Raw genomic sequence first — 17165 nt, forward strand, 5'->3', positions numbered from 1 at the left:
GGGCGCTACTCGGTGATGGGGGGTGACGCTATTCTACGGCAATAATGTATTGCTCATTCGTGACTTCTGGTCAATTGTATTTTGCCCCGTCACCGCTGTATCCCGCCCCCGCGAGCCTCTAACCTGCCGGCATCAATTTTTGATTCGGCCGTGGAGGCCAGCATGAAAAAGATCCTTCTGCTCAATGGTGGTAAACAGTTCGCTCACTCCGAAGGCCGTCTCAACGCGACCTTGCACGAAGCGGCCATCGCTCACCTGGACCGCGCCGGTTTCGATGTGCGCCAGACGTTCATCGATGGCGGCTACGATGCCCAGGAAGAGGTGGAGAAATTCCTCTGGGCCGATGTGGTGATCTATCAGATGCCCGGCTGGTGGATGGGCGCGCCGTGGACCGTCAAGAAGTACATCGACGACGTGTTCACTGCCGGCCACGGCAGCCTGTATGCCAATGATGGCCGTACCCGTTCGGACCACTCGCAGAAATACGGCAGCGGTGGTTTGGTGCACGGCAAGCAATACATGTTGTCGCTGACCTGGAACGCGCCGCAGCAGGCGTTCGATGACCCCAGCGATTTCTTTGAAGGCAAAGGGGTGGATGCCGTGTACTTCCCGTTCCACAAGGCCAACCAGTTCCTGGGTATGACCGGCCTGCCGACCTTCCTGGCTGTGGATGTGATGAAGCGCCCGGATGTGCCGGCGGCACTGGCGGCCTACGAGGCGCATCTGGACAAGGTGTTCGGCAAGGCGATCTAATCCGGATTGATATCAGCCGCAGGCCTGAATGTGAAAACCCGATCCGAAGAACTCCAGGTATTCGTCGCCGTCATCGACTGCGGCTCGATTTCCGCTGCTGCCGAGCAGATGGGCCAGACCCCGTCTGCCGTCAGCCGCACCCTGTCGCGCCTGGAGGGCAAGCTGGGCACCACGCTGGTCAACCGCACCACCCGACGCATGGACCTTACCGAAGAGGGGCGCTACTTTCTTGAGCGCTCGCGGTTGATCCTGCAGCAGATGGACGAGATGGAAGAGCGTCTGTCGATGAACCGCCAGACCCCGACCGGGCGATTGCGCATCAATGCCGCTGCGCCGTTCATGCTGCATGCCATCCTGCCGTGGATTGGCGAGTTCCGCCGCCAGTACCCGGGCATCGAACTGGAGCTCAACACCGACGACCTGATCATCGACCTGCTGGAGCAGAGCACTGATGTGGCGATCCGCATCGGAGAGCTGGCCGACTCCAGCCTGCACGCGCGCAGCCTGGGTTGTAGTCCGGTGCAGGTGCTGGCCAGTCCGGCCTACCTGGAGCAGCACGGCACGCCACGGCAGGTCGAGGAGCTGGCCAACCACTGTCTGCTCGGCTTCAGCCAACCGGAGTCGCTCAATCATTGGCCGCTACGTCACGCTCAGGGCGATCGCTGGAGCATCCGCCCGGCGTTGGTTGCTTCCAGCGGCGAAACCCTGCGCCAGCTGGCGTTGGCCGGGGAGGGCATCGTCAGCCTGTCGCACTTCATGACCCACGAAGATATCCGCACAGGGCGCCTACAGGTGCTGCTGAGCGAGGCCAACAATGGCTACCGTCAGCCGATCCACGCGGTGTATTACCGCAACACCCAGTTGGCACTGCGCATCCAGTGCTTCCTGGATTTCATCCAGCGCAAGCTGGCGATGTACGCCTGCTGAGTTGCCTGATCGCGACAAATCCTGTCCACAGGCGGCGAAACTTCCGGCGGTTGATTGCACAGACGAAGCGCTTCGGCCTTACTGACTGCTCAACAAAAACAACACCAAGGAAGTGTCATGCGTATTGTCCCTTTCCAGTATCTGGCTCTCGCAGCCGCGATCCTGAGCTGTTCCTCGGTTTACGCCGCCACCCTGGAGGGCGGCGCGGTGGCCGCCCCCGATCAATATGGTGCACAGGTGGCCGCCGATATTCTGAAAAAGGGCGGCAACGCGGTGGACGCGGCAGTAGCGACCGCCTTCACCCTGGCGGTGACTTACCCAGAGGCCGGTAATATCGGCGGTGGCGGCTTCATGACCCTGTTTGTCGATGGCAAGCCTTACTTCCTCGACTACCGCGAAGTCGCGCCCAAGGCCGCCACGCGCAACATGTACCTGGACGACAAGGGCGAGGTCATCGAGAACCTCAGCCTGGTCGGGGCACGCGCCGCAGGCGTACCCGGTACGGTAATGGGCCTGTGGGAGGCGCACCAGAAGTTCGGCAAGCTGCCCTGGAGCGAGTTGCTGACCCCGGCCATCGGCTATGCGAAAAATGGCTTCAAGGTGGCGGAAAAGCAGTACCAGTACCGCAACGATGCCCAAGGCATGTTCAAGACGGCGACCAACTTCAACGATTACTTCGGCAACATGAAGGTCGGCGAGCTGTTCAAGCAGCCGGAAATGGCCCAGACCCTGGAGCGTATAGCCGCCAAGGGCGTGAGCGAGTTCTATCAAGGCAAGACGGCCGATTTGCTGGTGGCGCAGATGCAGGCTGACAAAGGCCTGATTACCAAAGATGACCTCAAGGATTACAAAGCGGTATGGCGTGAACCGATGGCCGTGAGCTGGCGTGGCAATGTGGTGTATACCGCGCCACCGCCGAGCTCAGGCGGTGTGGCGCTTGCCCAGTTGCTGGGCATCAAGGAAGACCGCGCGGCCGACTTCAAAGGGGTGGCGCATAACTCGGCGCAGTACATCCACCTGTTGGCCGAGATCGAGAAGCGGGTGTTCGCCGACCGCGCCGATTACCTGGGCGACCCGGCCTTCACCAAGGTGCCGGTGGACCAGTTGGTGGCCAAGGATTACCTGGCCAAGCGCGCAGCCCAGGTCAACCCGAAGGCCATTTCCGACACCGACAAGGTCAAGCCGGGCCTTGAACCGCACCAGACCACGCATTTCTCGATCGTCGACAAGCAGGGCAACGCGGTCAGCAATACCTACACCCTCAACCTCGACTATGGCAGTGGTGTGGTGGTGAAGGGCGCTGGTTTCCTGCTCAACGACGAGATGGATGATTTCAGCGCCAAACCGGGGGCGGCGAATGCCTTTGGCGTGGTCGGCGGTGATGCCAACGCGATCGAACCAGGCAAGCGCATGCTGTCGTCGATGAGTCCCAGCCTGATGACCCGCGATGGCAAGGTCGAGCTGGTTATCGGTACCCCGGGTGGTTCACGGATCTTTACCTCGATCTTCCAGGTGATGAACAACCTGTACGACTACGGCATGCCGCTGGACAAGGCGGTGGCGGCGCAGCGCGTGCACCATCAGTTGCTGCCCAAGGACACCATCTACTTCGACAGCTATGCGCCACTGACCGGGCCGGTAGCTGATGAGCTGAAGAAGATGGGCTATGTGCTGGAGGACCAGGGCTGGGAGATGGGCGACATCCAGGCGATCCGCGTCGATGGGGCGAAGCTTGAGACCGCTTCCGACCCACGTGGGCGTGGGGTAGGGATGATCGTCAAGTAGTACCTGTCAGAACGCCGGGAGGGCTTTGCCCTCCTATCGCGACACAAGGCCGCTCCCACGAGGACTTGCGTACGTCGATCAATGTGGGGTGCGGCCTTGAATCGCGAAAGGGCCGCAAAGCGGCCCCAGGTTCCAAAGGTCAGACGCGAAACTGGCTGACCAGTGTCTGCAACTGCCCACCCAGCCGCGCCAGCTCCACACTCGACGCTGCCGTCTCGTCACTGGCTGCTGCGGTTTGCTCTGACACATCACGCACATTCAGGATACTTCGGCTGATCTCTTCAGCCACCGCACTCTGCTGCTCTGCCGCCGCAGCAATCTGCTGGTTCATCGACTGGATGCTCGATACCGTACTGGTAATGCTCTCCAGCGATGACCCGGCCTTTCGCGCCAGTTCGACGCTGCTGTCGGTCAGGGCACGGCTGCCCTGCATGGCATTCGCCACTTGCTGAGTACCGTGCTGCAGGCTGGCAATCAGCTCTTCGATTTCTTCGGTAGACTTCTGCGTGCGCTGGGCCAGGCCGCGCACTTCGTCGGCAACCACGGCAAAGCCACGGCCTGCCTCGCCGGCACGCGCCGCCTCGATCGCTGCGTTGAGCGCCAGCAGGTTGGTCTGTTCGGCCACCGACTTGATCACGTCCATCACGCTACCAATTTTCTGGCTTTCCTGCTGCAGCAGGTTCATGGCCTCGGTGGAGCGGTGCATGTCTTCGGCCAGGCGTTCGATCTGGCCAATCGCTTCGCCCACCACGCGGTCGCCGGCACGGGCTTCGTCATCGGCACCGGTGGCTGCATGTGAGGCCTGCTCGGCATTGCGCGCCACTTCCTGAACGGTAGCGGCCATTTCGTGCATGGCGGTGGCCACCTGGTCGGTCTCGACTTTCTGGCTGTTGGCGCCTGCGCTTGTCTGTTCGGTGACTGCCGACAGCTCTTCGGCGGCGCTGGCAATCTGGGTGACGCCATCGCGGATGCCGCTGATCAGCTCGCGCAGGGTGGTGCCCATGCGCGCGATGCCTTGCTGCAGCACGCCCAGTTCGTCACGGCGGGTGACGCGCATGTGCTGGGTAAGGTCGCCACTGGCGATTTTTTCCACGGCCACCAGGGTGTCTTGCAACGGGCGCGTGATCTGGCGGGTGATCAGCACCGCCGCCAGCACGCCGACCAGCAGCGCCAGCAGTGTGGCGATGGCCTGCAGGCTGCGGGCCTGGGTACTCTCGATGTCACGGCGCTCTAGCTGGATCTGGTACAACGCGTCGCTGCGCTTGACGATGTCGGCACCCTGCACGGTCATTTCGGCGCGCGAGGTGGTGATGTTGGCAACCGCGTCGCGGAACTGGCGTACGGCGTCACGATAGGCCAGTACTGCGTTTTCGAACTGTTGCAGGCGCGCGTCTTCGCTGGGCAGCTGGCGCTTGAGGTTGTCGATATCGGCCAGTGCCGCATCAAGCTGGCGCAGGGCGGCCTGCTCGTTGGCGCTGCTGTTCTCGGCGATGTAGCCACGCACATCAATGCGTACCTGCAGCAATTGCTGGCGGGCCTTGCTGATCAGCTGGTACTGGGCCAGGCGCACGCTGTCAGCCTCGGGGCGAGCCATCACCTCCTGGCTGAGCGCATCCATGGCCTGGTCGGCGCGGGTGGCCGAGATGTTCATGGAAACGCGCGCTGCGCGGGTGGCGTCGTAGCCCTGGCGCATCTTGTTCAGCGACACCTTGTAGGCGCTGATGGTATCGCCAAGCTCACCCAGCAGCTTGACGTTCTCCGGGCTTTTGAAGGTGGTGGCCAGGTAGGCCTGCTGCTTGCTGAATGCATCCAGCTTGGCCAGGGTGTTGGCGGCGGCGGTATCGTCGCCGTTGGCGATCATGTACTGCAGGCGCGCAATGCGCAGATCGGTGAGGTCCTTGTTCAACTGGCCAATATCGCCCATCCAGTTGCTACGGTCGATCAGGCTGCCCAGGCTGGTCCAGCCGGTGAGGGCCAGCAGGCCAGTGAGGACCAGCACCAGGCCGAAGCCCAGGCCGAGTTTAAGGTTGACGCTGATGTTGGCGAACCAGCTGTTCATGCACGCTCTCCAGAAGTTGATTTCGCTCTCTTGATCTTCGATCGCCAGGCGTTTTTGTTCTGGATGCCCGCTGATTCGTGCAGGGGTTATCGGCCATGATTGGGGAAGCTGAAACGCTTTTTCAGCAAAATGTCAGCAAGCGGTCTCACTCGGTCCCTGTTGCACCGGGTATCAGAGGGTGCGTGCACTGAAGGTGTCGCAGCGGTTCACTTCACCTTCGGCAAACCCGGCCTTGAACCAGCGTACCCGCTGCGCCGAGGTACCGTGGGTGAACGAGTCTGGCACTACGCGCCCGCGGCTTTGCTGCTGCAGGCGGTCGTCGCCGATTGCATTGGCCGCATTCAGCGCTTCCTCGACATCGCCTGGCTCCAGCCAGTTCAGGCGTTTCTGCGCCTGGTATGCCCATACCCCGGCCAGACAGTCGGCCTGCAACTCCTGGCGCACCAACAAGCCGTTGTCGCCCTCCATGCGCTGGCCGGCGCGTCGTGCGGCGTCGACCTTGGCCGAAACGCCCAGCAGTGTCTGCACATGGTGACCGATTTCATGGGCGATCACGTAGGCCTGGGCGAAGTCGCCAGCTGCAGCGAAGCGGGTTTCCATTTCACGGAAGAACGACATGTCCAGGTACACCCGCTGGTCCGCCGGGCAATAGAACGGCCCAACCGCTGCCGAGGCAAATCCGCAGGCCGAATTGACCTGGCCGCTGAACAGGACCAGTTTGGGGTCACGGTATTGTTTGCCGGCCTCGGCGAACAGGGCTTTCCAGGTGTCTTCGGTGTCACCCAGAACCGAGGCGACGAACTCGGCTTGCTGGTCGTTGGCCGGTGGCGCCTTGCCGCCCGCACCACTGGGTGCCGGCTGCTGTTGTTGCTGCTCCATCTGCCCGGCAAGCTGGCCAAGAATCTGCAACGGGTCCTGCCCGGTGAGCCAGCCGATGCCGACGATCAGCAGGATTGCCCCAAGCCCCAGCCCTTTGCCGCCGCCGAAACGCATGCCGCCGCCGCCACCTTCGCCTCGGGCATCGACCACGTTGTCGCTGCGTCGGCCTTTTCGCCATTCCATGAATGCTCTCCGAGCGTGAAACAAGAAGACAAAGATTAGTTCACGAAGGTGGAACCTGTCAGGCCGAGGTGTTTATCCATAACCATTTGGTTATGTATCAAGGGGTCGATTTCAATGTTCATCGCCCGCGACCTGCCGGAAACTGTAAGTCCGCCTGCCACACTCAGGCGTTCTCATAATTCCAAGAGAGGAAACCGGCATGCCCGCCCAGGACAACAGCCGCTTCGTGATCCGTGATCGCAACTGGCACCCCAAAGCCCTTACGCCTGACTACAAGACGTCCATTGCCCGCTCGCCGCGCCAGGCACTGGTCAGTATTCCGCAGTCGATCAGCGAAACCACTGGTCCGGATTTTTCCCACCTGGGCTTCGGCGCCCATGACCATGACCTGCTGCTGAACTTCAATAACGGTGGCCTGCCAATCGGCGAGCGCATCATCGTTGCCGGCCGTGTCGTCGACCAGTACGGCAAGCCTGTGCCGAACACCTTGGTGGAGATGTGGCAAGCCAACGCCGGCGGCCGCTATCGCCACAAGAACGACCGCTACCTGGCGCCGCTGGACCCGAACTTCGGTGGTGTTGGCCGGTGCCTGACCGACCGTGACGGCTACTACAGCTTCCGCACCATCAAGCCGGGCCCGTACCCATGGCGCAACGGCCCGAACGACTGGCGCCCGGCGCATATCCACTTCGCCATCAGCGGCCCATCGATCGCCACCAAGTTGATCACCCAGCTGTACTTCGAAGGTGACCCGCTGATTCCGATGTGCCCGATCGTCAAGTCGATCGCCAACCCGCAAGCCGTGCAGCAGTTGATCGCCAAGCTCGACATGAGCAACGCCAACCCGATGGACTGCCTGGCCTATCGCTTCGACATCGTGCTGCGCGGCCAGCGCAAGACCCACTTCGAAAACTGCTGAGGACCCCGCCATGCCTATCGAACTGCTGCCGGAAACCCCTTCGCAGACTGCCGGCCCCTACGTGCACATCGGCCTGGCCCTGGAAGCGGCCGGCAACCCGACCCGCGATCAGGAAATCTGGAACCGCCTGGCCAAGCCAGACGCGCCAGGCGAGCACATTCTGCTGCTCGGCCAGGTGTATGACGGTAATGGCCACCTGGTGCGCGACTCGTTCCTGGAAGTGTGGCAGGCCGACGCCAACGGCGAGTACCAGGATGCCTACAACCTGGAAAACGCCTTCAACAGCTTCGGCCGCACCGCCACGACCTTCGATGCCGGTGAGTGGACGCTGCACACGGTCAAGCCGGGTGTGGTGAACAACGCTGCGGGCGTGCCGATGGCGCCGCACATCAACATCAGCCTGTTTGCCCGTGGCATCAACATCCACCTGCACACGCGCCTGTATTTCGATGATGAGGCCCAGGCCAATGCCAAGTGCCCGGTGCTCAACCTGATCGAGCAGCCGCAGCGGCGTGAAACCTTGATTGCCAAGCGTTGCGAAGTGGATGGGAAGACGGCGTACCGCTTTGATATCCGTATTCAGGGGGAAGGGGAGACCGTTTTCTTCGACTTCTGAGGTGAAGCTTGGGGCCGCTCTGCGGCCCATTCGCGGGCAAGCCCGCTCCTACAACGATCTGCGTACTCCGAGCAATGGCTGTGCACCGAGCAATCGGCTGTACGCTGAGCAACGGGCTGTACGCCGATCAATGTAGGAGCGGGCCTGCCCGCGAATGGGCTGCAAAGCAGCCCCGGCAATACAACGATCAGCGCCGAACCAGCAGAACCCCACTCTCCATATGGTGGGTATACGGGAACTGGTCAAACAATGCACAGCGCTCGATGCGATGGGTGTCCTGCAACTGGGCGATGTTCGCTGCCAGCGTTTCCGGGTTGCACGAGATGTACAGGATGCGTTCGAAACGCCGGGTCAGCTCGCAGGTATCCGGGTCCATCCCGGCCCGCGGTGGGTCGACGAACACGGTACCGAACTGATAACTCTTCAGGTCGATGCCTTCCAGGCGACGGAACGGCCGCACCTCATTCAGTGCCTGGGTCAGCTCCTCTGCCGACAAGCGTACCAGCCGCACGTTATCCACAGCGTTTTCGTCAAGGTTGCTCAGTGCGGCATTGACCGACGTCTTGCTGATTTCGGTGGCCAGCACCTGGCGTACACGCGTGGCCAGCGGCAGGGTGAAGTTGCCGTTGCCGCAATACAGCTCCAGCAAGTCATCCTCACGCTCGCCCATGGCCTCGAAGGCCCAGCTGAGCATCTTCTGGTTCACTGCGCCGTTGGGCTGAGTGAACGCACCCTCCGGCTGGCGGTAACTGAACACGCGGCCAGCCACATCGAGTTTTTCCACCGCGTAGTCGCGGCCGATAACCAGGCGCTTGCCCTTGGAACGGCCGATGACGCTCACCCCCAGCGCTTCAGCCAGTTGCCGTGCTTCCACTTCCCAGGCCTCGTCCAGCGGGCGGTGATAGCACATCGTGATCATCGCATCGCCAGCCAGGGTGGTGAGGAACTCCACCTGGAACAGGCGGTTGCCCAGTTCTTCGCTGGCCTGCCAGGCTGCCTTCAGGCGTGGCATCAACGCGTTGATGCGTTCGCTGGCAATGGGGAAATCGTCGATCAGGATTGCCTTGTGCTTCTCGCCCGGGGCGAACATGGCATAGTGGCGCTGGCCATCCTCGCGCCACAGGCGGAACTCGGCGCGCAGGCGGTAATGCTCGCGTGGCGAGTCGAAAACAGCCGGTTCCGGCGCACCGAACGGCGCCAGCAGCTCGCGCAGCCGGGCCACCTTGGCGTCCAGTTGGGTGGCGTAGGAGGAGGGGTCGAAAGCAGCACTCATGCGTTGAACCAGCCTAGCTTGATGACGAACAGGATGGAAAGGATCACCAGGGCCGGGTTCAGGTCGCGACGGCGGCCGGAAATCAGTTTGACGGCGGTCCAGGCGATGAAGCCGAAGGCGATACCATTGGCGATCGAGTACGTCAGCGGCATGGCCAAGGCAGTTACCACCACCGGTGCGGCTTCGGTGACGTCGTCCCAGTTTATTTCCGCCAGGCCCGAGGCCATCAGCACCGCGACGAACAGCAGCGCCGGAGCGGTGGCGAACGCCGGCACGCTGCCGGCCAGGGGGGCGAAGAACAGCGCCAGCAGGAACAGCACGGCAACCACGATGGCCGTCAGGCCGGTGCGGCCACCGGCGCTCACACCCGCAGCGGACTCGATATAGCTGGTGGTGGTCGAGGTGCCCAGCAGGGAGCCGGCCATGGCGGCGGTGCTGTCGGCGATCAGGGCGCGGCCCATCTTCGGCATGTGGCCGTCCTTGCCCATCAGGCCTGCGCGCTTGGCCACGGCGATCAGGGTGCCGGAGTTGTCGAACAGGTCGACGAACAGGAACGCGAAGATCACGCTGATCAGGCCCACATCGAGGGCACCGGCGATGTCCAGCTGCAGGAAGGTGGGTGCCAGCGAAGGTGGCATCGACACGATCCCGCCGAACGGCGTGACGCCCATGGCGATCGACGCGACGGTGACGGCCAGGATGCCGATCAGCACCGCGCCGCGCACTTTCAGCGACTCAAGGCCGACGATCAGGAAGAAGCCCAATGTGGCGAGAATCACCGACGGCTGCTTGAGGTCGCCCATGCCCACCAAAGTGGCTGGGTTATCGACGACGATGCCGGCGTTATGCAGGGCGATCAATGCCAGGAACAGGCCGATGCCGGCGGCAATCGCCGAACGCAGCGGCAGCGGAATGCTGTTCACGATCCACTCGCGGATGCGGAAGATCGACAGCAGGAAGAACATCACCGCCGACAGGAACACGGCACCCAGTGCCACCTGCCAGGTGTGGCCCATGTGCAGCACTACGGTGTAGGTGAAGAACGCGTTCAGGCCCATGCCCGGTGCCAGGGCGATCGGGTAGTTGGCAATCAGGCCCATGGTGGCGGAGCCGATGGCTGCTGCCAGGCAGGTGGCGACGAAGATCGCGCCCTTGTCCATGCCGGTCTCGCCGAGGATGCTCGGGTTGACGAACAGGATGTAGGCCATGGCCAGGAAGGTGGTGACGCCCGCGAGAATCTCGGTGCGCACGTTGGTGTTGTGTGCTCTTAGTTGAAACAGCCTTTCCAGCATGCCCGCTCCCCAAGGCGCCCCCGGCGCCATGAATGTATCGACCCCATCAGCAAAGCACAGACCGTACCGGATGCTGTGGTTTTGTGTGGGGAGGAAAAAAGCCGCGCATCATACCAGCATGCATGGCGGGGGCCTATGGCCGTTGGGGAATGGGTTTTTCTGGCCCTGTGCGTGGAAGTTCCCCCGTAGGCGCGGGCTTGCCCGCGAAGCGGCGGGCACAGGTGACCCATCACCCGTTATGCAACCGATCCCGCTTGGCCAGGGTAGGGAACAGTTTTATCCACACCCCGGTCACCACCAAAGTGCCCACCCCGCCCAGCACCACCGCCCGCACTGTACCAAACCAGTGCGCGGTCACCCCCGATTCGAACTCACCGAGCTGGTTCGAGGCACCGATGAACAAACCGTTCACCGCGCTGACCCGCCCACGCATTTCATCCGGTGTCTCCAGCTGCACGAACGAACTGCGAATGACCATGCTGATCATGTCTGCCGCACCCAGTACCACCAGTACCGCCAGCGAGAACCAGAACGAGGTCGACAGGCCGAAGGCGATGGTCGCCACGCCGAACACCCCGACCGCAGTGAACATCGTCCGCCCGACGTTGCGCTGGAACGGGAAGCGCGCCAGCCAGAGCGACATCAGCAACGCCCCCACCGCTGGCGCCGAGCGCAACAGGCCAAGGCCCATCGGCCCGGTCAGCAGGATGTCTTTGGCAAATACCGGCAGCAACGCGGTGGCTCCGCCCAACAATACGGCGAACAGGTCCAGCGAGATGGCGCCGAGGATGTCGGGCCGGCTGCGAATGAAGCGGATGCCGGCCAGCAACGATTCGATGCTGGCGCGCCCGCGCTGTGCGACCTGGCCGCGCGCCTGCAGGCTCAGGGTCAGCACGCAGGCAATGGCGTACAAGGCCACCGTCGGGCCGTACACCCACATGCTGCCAAAGGCATACAGGAAGCCGCCCACCGCCGGCGCCACGATGGTTGCCGACTGGGTGGCCGAGGCCGACGCCGCCACTGCCCGCGGGAACAGCCCGGCCGGTACCACATTGGGCAACAACGCCTGGGTTGCCGGCATTTCGAATGAGCGGCTGGCGCCGAGCAGGAAGGCCAGGGCAAAGATCAGTTCGCGGGTGACGTTGTCGGTGGCACTGCCCACCGCCAGCGCCAGGGCAATCAGCCCCTGAAGGCTCTGGCACAGGGCGGCGACCTTGCGCCTGTCATAGCGGTCGGCGACATGGCCGGTGTGCAGCATGAACAGCACCCGTGGGGCGAACTCGACCAGGCCGACCAGGCCCAGGTCCAGTACGTTGCCGGTCAATTGGTAGAGGTGCCAGCCGATGGCCACGGTGAGCATCTGGAAGCCGCTGGCGGTGAACACGCGGGCCAGCCAGAAGGCCAGAAAAGGACGATGGTGACGCAACAACTGCGGTGCGGAATCGGACATCGGAAACCAGGGGCCTCGGCGCAGTAGAGGGGTGCGCAGCGTATCATCTGTTTGTAACAAACGGTTACTGTTTGCTCAGGTCGGCACTTTTCGACTGTTAATCAAAGAGGGTGAGGCAACAGGTCACGCGGCAATCCACCACACGGCCCACCGGGCCATTCGGGACTATGCTTCCTAGCATTAATTGATCTGGGTCAATCGTTCCAGATCGATGAAATGGCCGTCTGGCCGGAATCCCTGCGATCGAACAGAACAATTCCAACACGCCGTACTCGACCCAGTGGGGGCAGTGGGCGACTGGGGCCACAAGCCCGGACGCCGGATTATCTGAAGAGGAAGCACCATGTTCGGAATAGAAGCCTTAGAGCTCGCCCGAATGCAGTTTGCCTTTACCGTGTCGTTCCACATCCTGTTCCCGGCCATCACCATTGGCCTGGCCAGTTACCTGGCAGTCCTCGAAGGCCTATGGCTGCGGACCCACAACCAGGTCTACCGTGACCTCTATCACTTCTGGTCGAAGATCTTCGCCGTCAACTTCGGCATGGGCGTCGTCTCCGGCCTGGTCATGGCCTACCAGTTCGGCACCAACTGGAGCCGCTTCTCCGACTTTGCCGGCGCCGTCACCGGCCCGCTGCTCACCTACGAAGTACTGACTGCGTTCTTCCTTGAGGCCGGCTTCCTGGGCGTCATGCTGTTTGGTTGGAACCGCGTCGGCCGTGGTCTGCACTTCTTCTCTACGGTGATGGTAGCGCTCGGTACGTTGGTCTCGACCTTCTGGATTCTCGCCTCGAACAGCTGGATGCAAACCCCGCAAGGTCACGAGATCATCGATGGTCGGGTGGTGCCGGTGGACTGGTTTGCGGTGGTGTTCAACCCCTCCTTCCCCTACCGCCTGATGCACATGGCCACTGCCGCGTTCGTGTCCACCGCGTTCTTCGTCGGTGCCTCGGCGGCCTGGCACCTGCTGCGCGGGCGTGACAACCCGGCCGTGCGCAAGATGCTGTCGATGGCCATGTGGATGGCACTGATCGTCGCCCCGATTCAGGCAGTGATCGGCGATTTCCACGGCCTCAATACCCTCAAGCACCAGCCGGTGAAAATTGCCGCGATCGAAGGCCACTGGGAGAACGTGCCCGGTGAGCCGACGCCGCTGATCCTGTTCGGCATTCCCGACATGGAGGCCGAGACTACCCGGTTCAAGATCGAGATCCCGGCGCTCGGCAGCCTGATCCTGACTCACAGCCTGGACAAGCAGGTGCCGGCGATGAAGGAGTTCCCGCCCGAGGACCGGCCTAATTCGACCATTGTGTTCTGGTCGTTCCGGATCATGGTCGGGCTTGGTTTCCTGATGATCTTCGTTGGCCTGTGGAGCCTGTGGTTGCGCAAACGCGGCACGCTGTACAGTTCGCGCCCGTTCCTGCATGTGGCCCTGTGGATGGGCCCATCCGGGCTGGTCGCGCTGCTGGCCGGCTGGTTCACCACCGAAATTGGCCGCCAGCCCTGGGTGGTGTACGGCCTGATGCGCACGGCGGACGGTGTTTCCAACCACAGCTACGCCCAGCTCGGCTTCACCCTTGTGGCGTTCGTGGTGGTGTACTTCGCCCTGTTTGGCACCGGCCTTGGCTACATGATGCGCCTGGTACGCAAAGGGCCGCAGACCGGCGAGGGTGACGAGCACACACCGGGAGGCCCAGGCCAGAAACGCACGCCGGCACGGCCTTTGTCCGCCGCCGATGATGGCCGCGAGGCCACCTCTGCCAGCCTGAACGAGGGGAACTGAACCATGGGTATCGACCTTCCACTGATCTGGGCCGTGATCATCATCTTCGGCGTCATGATGTACGTGGTGATGGACGGATTCGACCTGGGGATCGGCATGCTCTTCCCCTTCGTCAAGGGCGAGCAGGACCGTGATGTCATGATGAACACTGTCGCGCCGGTATGGGATGGCAACGAAACCTGGTTGATCCTGGGCGGTGCCGGACTGTTCGGTGCCTTCCCGATGGCGTATGCCGTGGTCCTCGAGGCCCTGTACCTGCCCCTGATCCTGATGCTGATCGGCCTGATTTTCCGAGGCGTGGCCTTCGAGTTCCGCTTCAAGGCCAAGGCCGACAAACGGCACATCTGGGACAAGGCTTTTATCTGGGGTTCGCTGATCGCCACCTTCTTCCAGGGCGTGGCGTTGGGCGCGTTCCTGGAGGGGTTCAAGGTTGTCGACCGGCATTTTGCCGGTGGCACCCTGGACTGGCTGACACCATTCAGCCTGTTCTGCGGGCTGGGGTTGATCGTGGCCTACACCTTGCTGGGTTGCACCTGGCTGATCATGAAGACCGAAGGGCCGTTGCAGCAGAAGATGCACGATATGGCCCGGCCGCTGGCGCTGGTGCTGCTGGTGGTGATCGGTATCGTCAGCCTGTGGACGCCCATCGCCTACCCGCAGATTGCCGACCGCTGGTTCAGCATGCCCAACCTGATCTGGTTCATGCCGGTACCGCTACTGGTGCTGGTGACCTTCTACGGGTTGCTCAAAGCGGTGGCACGCAACGCGCACTACACGCCGTTCCTGCTCACGCTGGTACTGATCTTCCTTGGCTACAGCGGTTTGGGAATCAGCCTGTGGCCTAACATCATCCCGCCGTCGATTTCGATCTGGGATGCCGCAGCGCCACCGCAAAGCCAGGGCTTCATGCTGGTGGGTACTCTGTTCATCCTGCCGTTTATCCTCATGTATACCTTCTGGAGCTACTACGTGTTCCGCGGCAAGGTGACCCACGAAGACGGCTACCACTAGGAGGGCCGCATGATGGCTGGCAAGCATGGTTTGGAAGACAAGAAACCGTTGTGGCAGCGACTGGGTTGGCTGTTGCTGATCTGGGCGATGAGCGTCGCAGCGCTGGGTGTGGCGGCCTGGGTGATGCGGCTGTTCATGGGGGCGGCGGGCCTGACCACACATTGATAAAGAGCGGCAGCGGGCTTGCCCGCGAAGCAGGCAACGCGCTAGATGACACCGGCGTTGCCGGTGTTCGCGGGCAAGCCCGCTCCTACGGGGGCGGTGGCGCGCCTACTTGCGGGCTTTCAGAATGACGAACTTGGGCGTTGCCGCCACCTGCTCCACCCCCCGGAACAACCGCGCCAGCTTGCTGTGATAGCCCAGGTGGCGGTTACCCACGATGTACAGCGCCCCACCTACCACCAGCGCTTCACGCGCCTGCTGGAACATGCGCCAGGCGAGGAAATCGCCCACTACCTGCTGTTGATGGAACGGCGGGTTGCACAGCACCACGTCCAGCGACTGCTTCTCCAGCCCGGCCAGGCCATCGGCCGCGAAGAAGGTCGCCGGGCGCTCGCCCAACGCTGCCAGCCAGTTCTCCTGCGCCGATTGCACTGCCATGTACGACTCGTCGACCAGGGTGTACTCGGCATCCGGGTTGGCCAGGGCGCTGGCGATCGCGAGTACGCCGTTGCCGCAGCCCAGGTCTGCCACCCGCGCACGGCCAAGGTCGCGTGGTAGATGCGGGAGGAACGCCCGCGTCCCGATATCCAGGCCTTCACGGCAGAACACGTTGGCGTGGTTGACCAAGTCAAGTGCCGGCGCGTCGAGGCGGTAGCAGCTGGGATAGGGGGACTTGGCGAGCGGCCGCTCGGCAACTGTTGCTGTCAGCAAACGGGCCTTTTTCAGTGCCAGCGAAGCCTGTACGGGGCCGATGTACTTCTCCATCAGGTCGCCGGCCGCCCGTGGCAGGTGCTTGATCATTGCCCCAGCAATCACCTGCGCACCGGGTGCCAGCTGGCCTTGCAGGCGGATCAGTTGTTCTTCGAGCAGGGCCAAGGTCTTGGGTACACGCACCAGCACCCGGTCGAACGGGCCTTGCCAGTGTTCGCTGGCCGGTACGAACGGCACACTGTCGAACGGCAGGCCATTGCGCACCAGGTTCTTTTCCAGGGCCAGGTGCCCCAGGTGCGAGTCACCGCTGCTGACCACCTGCAGCTGGCCCGCAAGGCTTGCGGCCAAGGCACCGAAGCTGTCATTGAGCACCAGTACCCGGCAATTGGCGTCGGGTGCCTGATCGTGTAGCTGCGCAAGCAGGTACTCGTCGGCGGCATCGAAGGCCTGCAACGGGTCGTTGGCCTGCTCCGGCTGGCGGATCAGGTCGAGTTCGGCGTAGGGGGTGGTCAACAGGGGCATGGCGTCTGGCTCGGGTACGAAACTGCCCGTTGCGGTTCGCGCCGGGCTTTGCCGGGCGATTCTACAGGGCTTTGCCCGAGGTCGCAGGTTCGAAGATCAGATCCAGCCACGCAAGGCGGCAATGGCAATGGCTCCGGCCTTGTTGGCTGCGTTGGTCTTGGTGATCACGCTGCGGATATGGAAATTGACCGTGCTTTGCGACAGCGAGAGGATGGAGGCAACATCGGCAGCGGTCTTGCCGGCGGCAGACCATTTCAGCACTTCCAGTTCACGCTCGCTCATTTTCGGCTGGGGTGGGCATAGCGCGTTCAGGTGGTGCTCGCCCAGTACCGCGTGAAGGGTGTGGCACAGCCACTGCACACTGCCGGCTTTGTCGTACAGTTCGAGCATATCGATGTGGCCGTTTGGCCGAGCGACACTGATCTGGCTCTCGTTGTGCTGCTGATCGTGAAGCGACTGTGTCCAGCCGTGGCGCAAGCCATGCTGGCAGGCCGTTTCGCGAAATTGCGGGGCTTCCTTGTACAGGTCATCGGTCCACAGCACCGGCATCGTCGAGCTGTGGCTCAGGTTCGCTGCCGGGTCCTGCTTGTAGAAGTCGTCGCGCTGGTAGCGCTCGATCCACTCAATTGGGTAGTTGCTGTAGAGGTACAGCCTTGGCGTTTGCGTAGCGATCTGAATGCGGATGTTCAGCCCAAGGTAATCCATGTCCAGGTCCTGAGCCAGATGGACTGCGATATCGAATAGCTTCTGCGGGCTGCGTTCGCTGACGAACGCATGAAGATACTCGGGTTTCCAGTGAAGCATTTGAAACACTCCTTGGGGCGCGCAGGATCCAATCCGTTT

Annotated in this window: 15 protein-coding genes; 8 read left to right on the top strand and 7 right to left on the bottom strand. The window is 62.5% G+C overall.

The window, feature by feature from the left end; all coding sequences use genetic code 11:
- Positions 1-162 precede the first annotated feature (162 nt).
- The 3 genes from ACK59Z_RS10360 to ggt all read left to right on the top strand — a co-directional run bounded on the left by ACK59Z_RS10360 (position 163) and on the right by ggt (position 3465).
- Positions 163-753: an NAD(P)H-dependent oxidoreductase gene (locus tag ACK59Z_RS10360; protein WP_003251592.1), complete on the top strand. Its 591-nt coding sequence runs from the start codon at positions 163-165 to the stop codon at positions 751-753.
- A 30-nt stretch (positions 754-783) separates the two neighbouring features.
- On the top strand, positions 784-1680 hold the full coding sequence (locus ACK59Z_RS10365) for a LysR family transcriptional regulator (protein ID WP_003251593.1): 897 nt from the start codon (positions 784-786) through the stop codon (positions 1678-1680).
- Positions 1681-1797: 117 nt separating this feature from the next.
- A complete protein-coding gene (gene ggt, locus ACK59Z_RS10370) occupies positions 1798-3465 on the top strand; it encodes a gamma-glutamyltransferase (protein WP_019752545.1) in 1668 nt (555 codons plus the stop codon).
- 139 nt (positions 3466-3604) lie between these two features.
- Here the strand turns inward: ggt and ACK59Z_RS10375 are convergent, their stop codons facing one another.
- Positions 3605-5572, bottom strand: a complete 1968-nt coding sequence (locus ACK59Z_RS10375; RefSeq protein ID WP_375135887.1) for a methyl-accepting chemotaxis protein — start codon at positions 5570-5572, stop codon at positions 3605-3607.
- 123 nt (positions 5573-5695) lie between these two features.
- A complete protein-coding gene (locus ACK59Z_RS10380; RefSeq protein WP_108191304.1) occupies positions 5696-6586 on the bottom strand; it encodes a neutral zinc metallopeptidase in 891 nt (296 codons plus the stop codon).
- Between the two features lie 199 nt (positions 6587-6785).
- Here ACK59Z_RS10380 and pcaH point away from each other — a divergent pair, with 199 nt between their 5' ends.
- Positions 6786-7505, top strand: a complete 720-nt coding sequence (gene pcaH, locus ACK59Z_RS10385) for a protocatechuate 3,4-dioxygenase subunit beta (RefSeq protein ID WP_003251597.1) — start codon at positions 6786-6788, stop codon at positions 7503-7505.
- Positions 7506-7515: 10 nt separating this feature from the next.
- Positions 7516-8121 carry a protocatechuate 3,4-dioxygenase subunit alpha gene (gene pcaG / locus ACK59Z_RS10390; protein WP_003251601.1) on the top strand — a complete coding sequence of 202 codons (606 nt, stop codon included), beginning with the start codon at positions 7516-7518 and terminating at the stop codon, positions 8119-8121.
- Between the two features lie 187 nt (positions 8122-8308).
- Here pcaG and trmA read toward each other — a convergent pair whose 3' ends face one another.
- The 3 genes from trmA to ACK59Z_RS10405 form a co-directional block, all read right to left on the bottom strand.
- On the bottom strand, positions 8309-9394 hold the full coding sequence (gene trmA, locus ACK59Z_RS10395) for a tRNA (uridine(54)-C5)-methyltransferase TrmA (RefSeq protein ID WP_019752543.1): 1086 nt from the start codon (positions 9392-9394) through the stop codon (positions 8309-8311).
- Positions 9391-10686 (bottom strand): NCS2 family permease, encoded by a 1296-nt coding sequence (locus tag ACK59Z_RS10400; RefSeq protein ID WP_003251606.1) that lies wholly within the window; start codon positions 10684-10686, stop codon positions 9391-9393. Before ACK59Z_RS10400 ends, trmA begins: the two co-directional genes overlap by 4 nt.
- Before the next feature lie 229 nt (positions 10687-10915).
- Positions 10916-12136 carry an MFS transporter gene (locus ACK59Z_RS10405; RefSeq protein ID WP_409292957.1) on the bottom strand — a complete coding sequence of 407 codons (1221 nt, stop codon included), beginning with the start codon at positions 12134-12136 and terminating at the stop codon, positions 10916-10918.
- A 343-nt stretch (positions 12137-12479) separates the two neighbouring features.
- Between ACK59Z_RS10405 and ACK59Z_RS10410 the strand changes: the two genes are divergently transcribed.
- Genes ACK59Z_RS10410 through ACK59Z_RS10420 form a run of 3 tightly spaced genes read left to right on the top strand, consistent with a single transcriptional unit; the run spans position 12480 to position 15092 of the window.
- Positions 12480-13916: a cytochrome ubiquinol oxidase subunit I gene (locus ACK59Z_RS10410; RefSeq protein WP_010955309.1), complete on the top strand. Its 1437-nt coding sequence runs from the start codon at positions 12480-12482 to the stop codon at positions 13914-13916.
- A 3-nt stretch (positions 13917-13919) separates the two neighbouring features.
- Positions 13920-14927 carry a cytochrome d ubiquinol oxidase subunit II gene (gene cydB, locus ACK59Z_RS10415; protein ID WP_003251612.1) on the top strand — a complete coding sequence of 336 codons (1008 nt, stop codon included), beginning with the start codon at positions 13920-13922 and terminating at the stop codon, positions 14925-14927.
- 9 nt (positions 14928-14936) lie between these two features.
- Complete coding sequence (locus tag ACK59Z_RS10420; RefSeq protein WP_003251614.1) at positions 14937-15092, top strand: DUF2474 domain-containing protein; 156 nt, start codon at positions 14937-14939, stop codon at positions 15090-15092.
- A gap of 105 nt (positions 15093-15197) precedes the next feature.
- On the opposite strand, the gene ACK59Z_RS10425 is transcribed toward ACK59Z_RS10420, so the two are convergent.
- On the bottom strand, positions 15198-16322 hold the full coding sequence (locus ACK59Z_RS10425) for a methyltransferase (protein WP_054889685.1): 1125 nt from the start codon (positions 16320-16322) through the stop codon (positions 15198-15200).
- Positions 16323-16418: 96 nt separating this feature from the next.
- Entirely contained in the window at positions 16419-17126 is a 708-nt protein-coding gene (locus tag ACK59Z_RS10430; RefSeq protein ID WP_108191303.1) for an autoinducer binding domain-containing protein, read from the bottom strand.
- Positions 17127-17165: the final 39 nt, after the last annotated feature.

It is taken from the genome of Pseudomonas sp. KCJK9058 (assembly GCF_046230975.1).
GTDB lineage: Bacteria > Pseudomonadota > Gammaproteobacteria > Pseudomonadales > Pseudomonadaceae > Aquipseudomonas > Aquipseudomonas alloputida.